Raw genomic sequence first — 8127 nt, 5'->3', positions numbered from 1 at the left:
TCCCCTCACGTATCTCCGGCGTCGGGCCATGGACCGGGCCCGTCACCGGCACTCCCCCGCCTCGGGTGACGCCTCGCCGCGATTCGCGGCCGTCGATCTCGTCGACGCCGCCGACCGCCCTCTTTGGCGCGGGCGGGCCGTCCGAGGAGGGATCGAGCGACGGGCCGGTCGACCCGAGGTACCGCGAGGCGTTCAACGCGTGCATGCGGGTCCTCGGGTACTGACGCGAGGGCGCTGACCGGAGAGCGCTCGACGCGGTCCTGGATCTCTGCTATCGTCCGCTCCGTTGTCGGCGCCCGGGAGCCGCGTGGCAGCGGCCCCAGGGAAGGCGGTCCAAGCCGCCGCGACCCCGTCACTGTAGTCGGGGACGAAACCCACCGGTAAGCCACTGGTCGCGTGCGCGGCCGGGAAGGGGTGGGGAGTAGGACGATCCGAGAGCCAGGAGACCTGCCCGGGCACGCACATCTCGACCGGTCTTCGAGGGAGGAACCGGGGATCGTGGGCACCACGCATCTCGTTCTCGGCGGCGCGCGGAGCGGAAAGAGCCGGTTCGCGATCGCCAGCCAGCCCCACCACGCGCGGGTGGCGTTCGTGGCGACCGCCGAGGCGGGCGACGCCGCGATGGCGCAGCGGATCGCGCGTCACCGAGCCGAGCGCCCCGGCCACTGGCTCACCGTCGAGGAGCCCTGTGCGCTGGTGGCCTCACTCGGCCGTCTGGCCGGCCGGGCCATCGACGCCGTCGTCGTCGACTGCCTCACCCTGTGGGTCGCCAATCGCCTTCTGCGGGGCGATGCCGACGAGGCGATCCTCGGCGAGGGCGCCGAGCTCGCCGCGCTCATCGCGCGCCGCCCCTGGGACCTGACTCTGGTCAGCAACGAGGTCGGAGAAGGCGTGCACCCCGAGAGCGCCGACGGCCTCCGCTTCCGCGATCTGCTCGGCCTCGTGAATCAGCGCGTCGCCGCCGCCTGCGATCGCGTCACGCTCATGGTGGCGGGCCTGCCGTTGACCATCAAAGCTCCGGCGCCGATCTATGGCTTCACTGTCCAGACTCCTTGACGCGATCGCGTTGCCGGACGCCGCGGAGGGCGAGGCGGCCCAGGGCCATCTCGACCGGCTCACCAAGCCTGCCCGGAGCCTCGGGCGCTTGGAGGAGCTGGCGGTCCGGCTGGTGGTGCTGAGGGGCGAACCACCCCGCGTGGCCCGGCCGGTCGTCTTCACCTTCGCGGCCGATCACGGCGTCGCCGCCGAGGGCGTGAGCGCCTACCCCCAGATCGTGACCACACAGATGCTCGAGAACTTCCTGAGGGGTGGCGCGGCGATCAACGTCCTGGCGCGGCAGGCGGGAGCACGCGTCGTGGTCGCCGACTTCGGCGTCGCCAACCCCGTGGCGCGCGCCGATGGTCTGGTCGATTGTTCCATGGGACCGGGTACCGCGAACATGGTGCGCGGACCGGCGATGAGTCGCGCCCAGGCGCTCCGGGCGATCGAGGCCGGAGCGCGGCTGGCCGAGGAGGCGATCGCGGCGGGCGCGGATCTGCTCGCGACCGGCGAGATGGGAATCGGCAACACCACTGCCGCCAGCGCGATCACCGCGGTCATCACCGGGGCCGCGCCCGACACCGTGACCGGGCGGGGCACGGGCGTGGACGATGCGACGTGGCGGCGCAAGGTCGAGGTGGTTCGCCGCGCCCTGGCGGTCAACGGCCCCGATGCGTGCGACGGTCTCGACGTCCTGGCCACGGTCGGCGGTTTCGAGATCGCCGGGCTCGTGGGTGTCGTGCTCGCCGGCGCCGCTCACCACGTTCCCGTGGCGCTCGACGGCTTCATCTCCGGCGCCGCGGCCCTCGTGGCCGTCGCGCTCGCGCCCGACGCCCGCCACGCGCTGTTCGCCTCTCACCGCTCGGTGGAGCCGGGACATGCGGTGGCGCTCGCGCACCTCGGACTCGAGCCCTACCTCGATCTGGGGCTGCGCCTGGGGGAGGGCACGGGGGCGGCGCTCTTCATCCACCTCGCGCGCGCGGCCGCGCTGATCTACACCGAGATGGCCACCTTCAAGGCTGCGGGTGTCAGTCAGTCGGAGGGGGCGACTCCACAGGCGCGCCCACAGGGCGCGACGACCCCCTCCGAAACCTCCCCCAGGGAAGGGACTGCGCCGGCCAAGCCGGCGCTCGAAGAGCGGCTATGACGACCCGCGTGTTGGTGGTCGCGGGGACGGCGAGTGGCGTGGGCAAGACGACGGTCACCCTCGGCCTCTGCGAGGCGTATCGACGCCGCGGCCTCACCGTCCAGGCCTTCAAGGTCGGCCCGGACTTCATCGACCCGGGCTTTCACGAGCTCGTCACCGGGCGCCCGTCCTACAACCTGGATGGCTGGATGTGCGGGCGCGAGCACGCGCTGGCGACGGTCGCGCGCCGCGCCGCCGATGCCGACCTGGCCCTGGTCGAGGGCGTCATGGGCTGCTTCGACGGCGTCGACGCCACCGGTGAGGAGGGTTCGACGGCCCAGATGGCGAAGTGGCTGGGGGCCCCCGTGGTCCTGGTGATCGACGCGAGCAGCCAGGCGCGCAGCGCCGCGGCGACGGTGCAGGGCTTCGAGCGCTTCGATCCGGATCTCAGCCTGGCCGCCGTGATCGCCAACCGCGTCGGAGGCCAGGACCACGGACGGATGATCGCCGATGCGATCCGCGGCTCATGCCGGGCCGTGCCGGTCGGCGCACTCGCGCGCGACGACGACCTCGTGCTGCCCGAGCGCCACCTGGGACTGGTGACAGCGCTCGAGGGACCGCTCACGCCGGAACGTCGCGCACGCCTGGCCGGCGCGATCGAAGCATCGATCGATCTCGGACAGCTCCTCGCGCTGGCCACACCACTTTCGAGCGCGGGCTTTGCCCGCGCCATCGAACGGGGGAGGGATCGGAAGGGGGGCGAAGCCCCCCGCCGAGTGAAAATCGGCATCGCCCGTGACGCCGCCTTCCAGTTCTACTACGCGGAGAACCTCGAGCTGCTCCGGGCCGCCGGCGCGGCGCTCGTCTCCTGGAGCCCACTGGCGGACGCGGAGCTCCCCGAGGTCGACGGCCTCTATTTCGGCGGCGGCTATCCCGAGCTCCACGCGCGCCGGCTCGGCGAGAACGTGGGCGTCGTCAAGGCCGTCGGCGAGTTCGCCGCAGAGGGCCGGCCGATCTACGCGGAGTGCGGGGGTCTCATGTACCTCGCCGAGGCGCTGGAGGACCTGGACGGCGTGCCCCACCGGATGGTCGGACTCCTGCCGACGACCGTACGCCTGGTGCCGCGGCGCCTCACGCTCGGGTACACCGAGGTGAGCTTCGCGGCCGACACGCCGCTGGCTCCGGCCGGCGCCGCCGCCCGGGGGCACGAGTTCCACTGCTCGACGATCGACCCGGTGCCCGAGCGGGTCCGGCGCGTCTATCGCCTCGGCGGGCGCCGGGGCGAAGAACGGGCGGAGGGTTATCTGATCGGCAGCGCGCTCATGAGCTACGTCCATCTGCACTTCGCCTCGAACCCCGCGCTCGCGCGCGGCTTCGTCGAGGCCTGTGACCCGGCGCGACGGGGGCGAGCGTGCTAGCGGCCGAAGCGCACGCTGACACCCGCGCGGACGGCGTAGTCGGGACCGGAGCCGAGCAGGGACGTCTCGACCGCGGCGTCCAGGGCCAGGGTGGGCGTCAGCCGGTAGATCAGACCGACGTCGGCGCTCAGGCGGTCGCGCTCCGAACGCTGCTCGCGCGAGGCGAAGAAGATTTCGGCGAAGACCTCCAGGCGCTCGGGGATGAGGTCGCGCTGGAGCGAGGCCGAGGCGAGCGCCTGGAGCCGATAGCCGCGGGGGCGCGTTTGGCCGACGGCAGCGAGCCCGGCGTTGACGTCCAGGCCCAGGTCCCACGGCAGCTCGAAGCTGGCCAGGAGCTGCGCGCCGAAGTCCGGCCGCTCGCTTCCGATCGGCGCCTCCGCGATCGGAAGCTTGACGAAGGGCTCGATGCCGAGGTCGGGCCGCCAGGCGTTCCCTTTGATCGAGTCCAGGAACCGGTACTTCACACCCAGGGTGAGATCGCCGTGACCGGTATCCTCGTCGGCTCCCCTGAGCCTCACCAGCGGCTCGCCGGCCACGCCGATCTCGAGTCGGTCGGTCAGCCCTACACGGAGCGCGGCCTGGACCGCGAACCGCCGCTCCGCTTCGCCACCTCCCAGGCTGGTGCGGGCGTACTCGAGGCCGGTCTCGATTTGAACGGCTCCCCGCGGAACCGTCCGGGCGCTGTTCGTCACGTCGGGACGGTCGGGGTCGATCTCGGCAGCGGCTACCGGGCCGGCCGCGACGAGCAGCACGCCGAGCAGCAAGCATGGCACGTGGCGGGCGTTCTCCATGGCGCGCGGCATCGTAGCACACGCTTGGGACCGCTCGTGGTCGCGGTGGGCGCGCTCCTGCTGGCGGCCCCGGCGACCTCGGCGCTGACGCTCGTCGACATGCGGGATCGCCAGGTCACGCTGCCGGCGCCGCCGCAGCGGATCGTCTCGCTGGTGCCGAGCGTGACCGAGTTGATGTTCGCGCTGGGGGGCGAGGGGCGCCTGGTCGGCGTCACCGACTACTGCGACTTCCCTCCGGCCGCCAAGCAGAAGCCGAGCGTGGGCGGCATGATCGCCCCGAGCCTCGAGACGATCGTGGCGCTCCGACCCGATCTGGTCATCGCCACCGACGCCGGGAGTCGCCAGGAGACCCTCGCTCAGCTCCAGCGGCTGGGAATCCCGGTCTACCTCGTCCACGCCAACAGCGTGGCCCAGATGCTGGACGTGGGAGCTCGGCTGGGAGCGCTGACCGGCCGCGAGGTCTCGGCAGCGCGGTTGACCGCGCACCTGCGGCAGCGCATTCGGGCGGTGGAGGTGGCGGTGGCGCCCTTCCGGCCTCCGCGCGTCCTTTATGTCCTGTGGCCGGAACCGCTCGTCGTGCCCGGGCGCGACGCCATCGTCACCGAGCTCATCCGGCGGGCGGGCGGCCAGAGCGTCAGCGCGGAGGAGCCCAGCGATTATCCGCGCTTCAGCGTCGAGGCGGCGGTGGCGCGGGCCCCGGAGGTCATCATCCTGGCCCGCCACGGGACGGGCTCGGAGCCGATCGCCCGCGACCAGTGGGACAAGCTCGGCAACCTGCCTGCCGTGCGGGCCGGCCGCGTACACGCCGTGGACGGCAACGTGCTCCACCGTTACGGTCCGCGCGTCGTCGACGGTCTCGAGCTGCTGGCTCGCATGATCCATCCCGAGGCCTTCCCATGACGCGAGGCGCATGGCTGCTGCTGGTCCTCGCGGGCTTCGCCGCCGGCCTGCTGGCCGTGGTGGCGGTCGCGCTCTTCCTCGGCAGCGCGCGGATCTCGCCGGCAGGCGTGCTGCGGGTGCTCGCAGGGCGCGCGGACGCGGGGTCGACCGAGAGCGTCGTGATCCTGAGCCTGCGCCTGCCCCGTATCGCGGCGGCCGCGGTGGCCGGCGGCGCGCTGGCGGTGGCCGGCGTCGGCTTTCAGGCGCTGACCCGCAACCCGCTGGCCGAGCCCTCGGTGCTGGGCGTGTCGAGCGGCGCGGCGTTCGGCGTGGTGATCGCCCAGCTCTCGGGGGCCGGGGCCGGGGTGACGGACGCGCTACGGCTCACGCTGTTCGGCTTCGGTGGGGCGCTGCTGGCGGGCGGCGCGGTGTACTTGATCGCCTCCGTCCACGGCGCGTTGCCGATCCAGACGCTGCTGCTGGCCGGGGTCATCGTCGGCATCTTCTTCGCCTCGGCCACCACGGTGCTGACATCGTTCATCGACATCAACCGGCTGGGAGGGATCGTCCACTGGCTCCTGGGCAACATCAGTCCGATTCCGCCCGGCTCCCTGGCCCTCTTCGCGGTGCTGGCCGCCATCGGCTTCTGGCTGATCCTGGGCCAGGCCCGCCAGCTCAACGTGCTCGCCCTCGGCGAGGAGGCAGCGCTCCAGCTCGGCGTCAACGCCGAGCGCCTCAAGGTGCGCGTATTCGTCGGCTCGGCGCTGCTGACCGCGAGCGTGGTGGCCTTCGCCGGCCCCATCGGCTTCGTGGGCCTGGTGGTGCCGCACGTGCTGCGGCTCCTCCTGGGCCCTGACAACCGGCTCCTGGTCCCCGCGGCGCTGCTGGGCGGCGGCATCTTCCTGCTGGTGGCGGACACGCTGGCGCGCAACATCGTGGCGCCGGCCGAGCTGTCGGTCGGCGTCATCACGTCCTTCTGCGGCGCGCCGGTCTTCATCTACGTGCTGCGCACGCGCGCCCGGGGGGTCCTGTGACGGCGCTGGTGGAGCTGGCGGGCGTCGACTTCGGCTATCCCGCCGTGGAGCGGCGGCGCGCGCGGCCGTTCGCCCTCACCGGCCTGACCTTCGCCATCGCGCGCGGCGAGATCCTGGGCCTGATCGGCCCCAACAGCGCGGGCAAGACGACCCTCGTCCGGCTGCTGACCAAGGTGGTCGAGCCGGCGCGCGGCGAGATCCGGCTCCAGGACGCGCCGCTGGCCCGGCTGACGCGCTGGGAGCTGGCGCGCCACGTCGCCGTGGTGCCTCAGGATCTCCCGCAGTCCCTGCCGTTCACCGTCGAGCAGCTCGTGCTGATGGGGCGCTACCCGCACGGGCCCCGCCGCTTCTTCGAGACGGCGGAGGACCTGGCGGTCGCGCGCGAGGCCATGGCCCTGACCGGCGTGGCGGAGCTGGGGCCGGTGCCCGTGGACAGCCTGAGCGGCGGCGAGCGGCAGCGCGTGATCCTGGCCCGTGCGCTCGCCCAGCAGCCGCGCCTGCTCATCCTGGACGAGCCGACCGCGCACCTGGATCTCCACTATCAGGTGGAGTGTGTCGGCCTCCTGCGCCGGGTCAATCAGGAGCGGGGCGTCACGGTCCTGCTCGTCTCCCACGACCTCAACCTGGCGGCGGAGATCTCCGACCGCCTGCTGCTGCTCGCCGAGGGGCGCGTGGCGCGGCTCGGCGCGCCCGCTCATGTCCTCGACGAGGCGCTGCTTACGGCGGTGTACGGCTGCGCGGTTCGCGTGGACACGGACGCGGAGACGGGCCGGCCCCGCGTCCGGGTGGCGTACGGGCGTGACGTCTCCGGACGGGTGTAGTCGAAAGGAGAAGCGCATGCGCATCTGCTCGCTGCTGCCGAGCGCCACCGACATCGTCCTGGCCCTGGGTCTGGGCGATCAGCTGGTCGCCGTCACGCACGAGTGCGAGCTGCCGCCGGGCGCGCCCGGTGTGCCGGTGATCACGCGGAGCCGCGTGGACTACGAGCGCGCGAGCAGCCGCGAGATCCACAATCACGTCACGGCGGCCGCGCACAGCGGGAGCAGCATCTACGAGCTCGATCAGGAGCTGCTGGAGCGGCTCGACCCGGACATCATTCTGACCCAAGAGCTGTGCGATGTCTGCGCCGTCTCCTACGATCAGGTCGCCGAGGCCGTGCACCGGCTCGACGTCACGCTGCCCGGCCCGCGCACGGTGCTGTCGCTCGAGCCGAAGGGACTCGCCAGCATCCTGGACGTCATCCAACAGGTGGGCGACGTTACCGGCGTCCCCCAGCGCGCTGCCGCGCTCGCCCGCGATCTGCAAGTGCACATCGATCGCGTAGCCGCCATCGCCGCGCGGGCCACCACGCGACCGCGCGTGTTCGCGATGGAGTGGCTCGATCCGCCATACACAGCCGGTCACTGGGTGCCCGAGATGATCCGTCTGGCCGGCGGCCACGACGAGCTGAGCCGCGAAGGCGCGCAGTCCGCGGAGGTCTCGTGGGCGCAGATCGCCGACTACGACCCCGACATCGTCGTGCTGATGCCCTGCAGCTTCAGCCTGGAGCGCACGCTGGAAGAGTTCGGCCGGCTCGCGCGACCCGACGCGTGGTCGCGCCTCGGCGCGGTGGCCTCGGGGCAGGTGTACGCGGTGGAGAGCGCCACCTACTTCAGCCGCTCGGGCCCGCGCACCATCGAGGGCCTGGAAATCCTGGCCGAGATCATCCACCCGGAGCTGTTCGCGCGGACGTCGTCACCCGACGCGTGGCAGCGGCTCGCGCCGGCGCCGGCCGAGAGGAGGTGAGAGCGCAGACAGTTGCCTGAGGACGCCCCGGATTCAGGGAAGCTGGTGAGGCCTCT

General features: G+C 72.6%; 9 protein-coding genes and 1 riboswitch. Of the genes, 7 read left to right on the top strand and 2 right to left on the bottom strand.

What is annotated here, in order from left to right:
• The coding region (locus VGV13_00860) for a hypothetical protein (GenBank protein HEV8639632.1) at positions 1-205 on the bottom strand (205 nt) is incomplete at its 3' end.
• A 116-nt stretch (positions 206-321) separates the two neighbouring features.
• Positions 322-449: riboswitch (cobalamin riboswitch) on the top strand.
• 49 nt (positions 450-498) lie between these two features.
• On the opposite strand from VGV13_00860, the gene cobU reads away from it, so the two are divergent.
• The 3 genes from cobU to VGV13_00845 are packed head-to-tail and all read left to right on the top strand — an operon-like array spanning position 499 to position 3582.
• Positions 499-1056 (top strand): bifunctional adenosylcobinamide kinase/adenosylcobinamide-phosphate guanylyltransferase, encoded by a 558-nt coding sequence (gene cobU, locus VGV13_00855; GenBank protein ID HEV8639631.1) that lies wholly within the window; start codon positions 499-501, stop codon positions 1054-1056.
• Entirely contained in the window at positions 1031-2185 is a 1155-nt protein-coding gene (gene cobT / locus VGV13_00850; GenBank protein ID HEV8639630.1) for a nicotinate-nucleotide--dimethylbenzimidazole phosphoribosyltransferase, read from the top strand. The genes cobU and cobT overlap by 26 nt, the downstream gene beginning before the upstream one ends.
• Positions 2182-3582, top strand: coding sequence for a cobyrinate a,c-diamide synthase (locus VGV13_00845; GenBank protein ID HEV8639629.1), 1401 nt, complete (start codon positions 2182-2184; stop codon positions 3580-3582). The genes cobT and VGV13_00845 overlap by 4 nt, the downstream gene beginning before the upstream one ends.
• Here the strand turns inward: VGV13_00845 and VGV13_00840 are convergent.
• A complete protein-coding gene (locus VGV13_00840; protein HEV8639628.1) occupies positions 3579-4373 on the bottom strand; it encodes a transporter in 795 nt (264 codons plus the stop codon). The genes VGV13_00845 and VGV13_00840 overlap by 4 nt on opposite strands.
• A gap of 24 nt (positions 4374-4397) precedes the next feature.
• Between VGV13_00840 and VGV13_00835 the strand changes: the two genes are divergently transcribed.
• The 4 genes from VGV13_00835 to VGV13_00820 are packed head-to-tail and all read left to right on the top strand — an operon-like array spanning position 4398 to position 8071.
• Positions 4398-5273 carry a cobalamin-binding protein gene (locus VGV13_00835; protein HEV8639627.1) on the top strand — a complete coding sequence of 292 codons (876 nt, stop codon included), beginning with the start codon at positions 4398-4400 and terminating at the stop codon, positions 5271-5273.
• Complete coding sequence (locus VGV13_00830) at positions 5270-6286, top strand: iron ABC transporter permease (GenBank protein ID HEV8639626.1); 1017 nt, start codon at positions 5270-5272, stop codon at positions 6284-6286. Before VGV13_00835 ends, VGV13_00830 begins: the two co-directional genes overlap by 4 nt.
• Entirely contained in the window at positions 6283-7107 is an 825-nt protein-coding gene (locus VGV13_00825; GenBank protein HEV8639625.1) for an ABC transporter ATP-binding protein, read from the top strand. The genes VGV13_00830 and VGV13_00825 overlap by 4 nt, the downstream gene beginning before the upstream one ends.
• A 16-nt stretch (positions 7108-7123) precedes the next feature.
• Complete coding sequence (locus VGV13_00820) at positions 7124-8071, top strand: ABC transporter substrate-binding protein (GenBank protein HEV8639624.1); 948 nt, start codon at positions 7124-7126, stop codon at positions 8069-8071.
• Positions 8072-8127 lie beyond the last annotated feature (56 nt).

Source organism: Candidatus Methylomirabilota bacterium (assembly GCA_036001065.1).
In the GTDB taxonomy this organism is placed as follows: Bacteria; Methylomirabilota; Methylomirabilia; order Rokubacteriales; family CSP1-6; genus MNEF01.
Note: the sequence above shows the minus strand (reverse complement) of the source record. Positions and strands in the feature narration are given on the sequence as shown.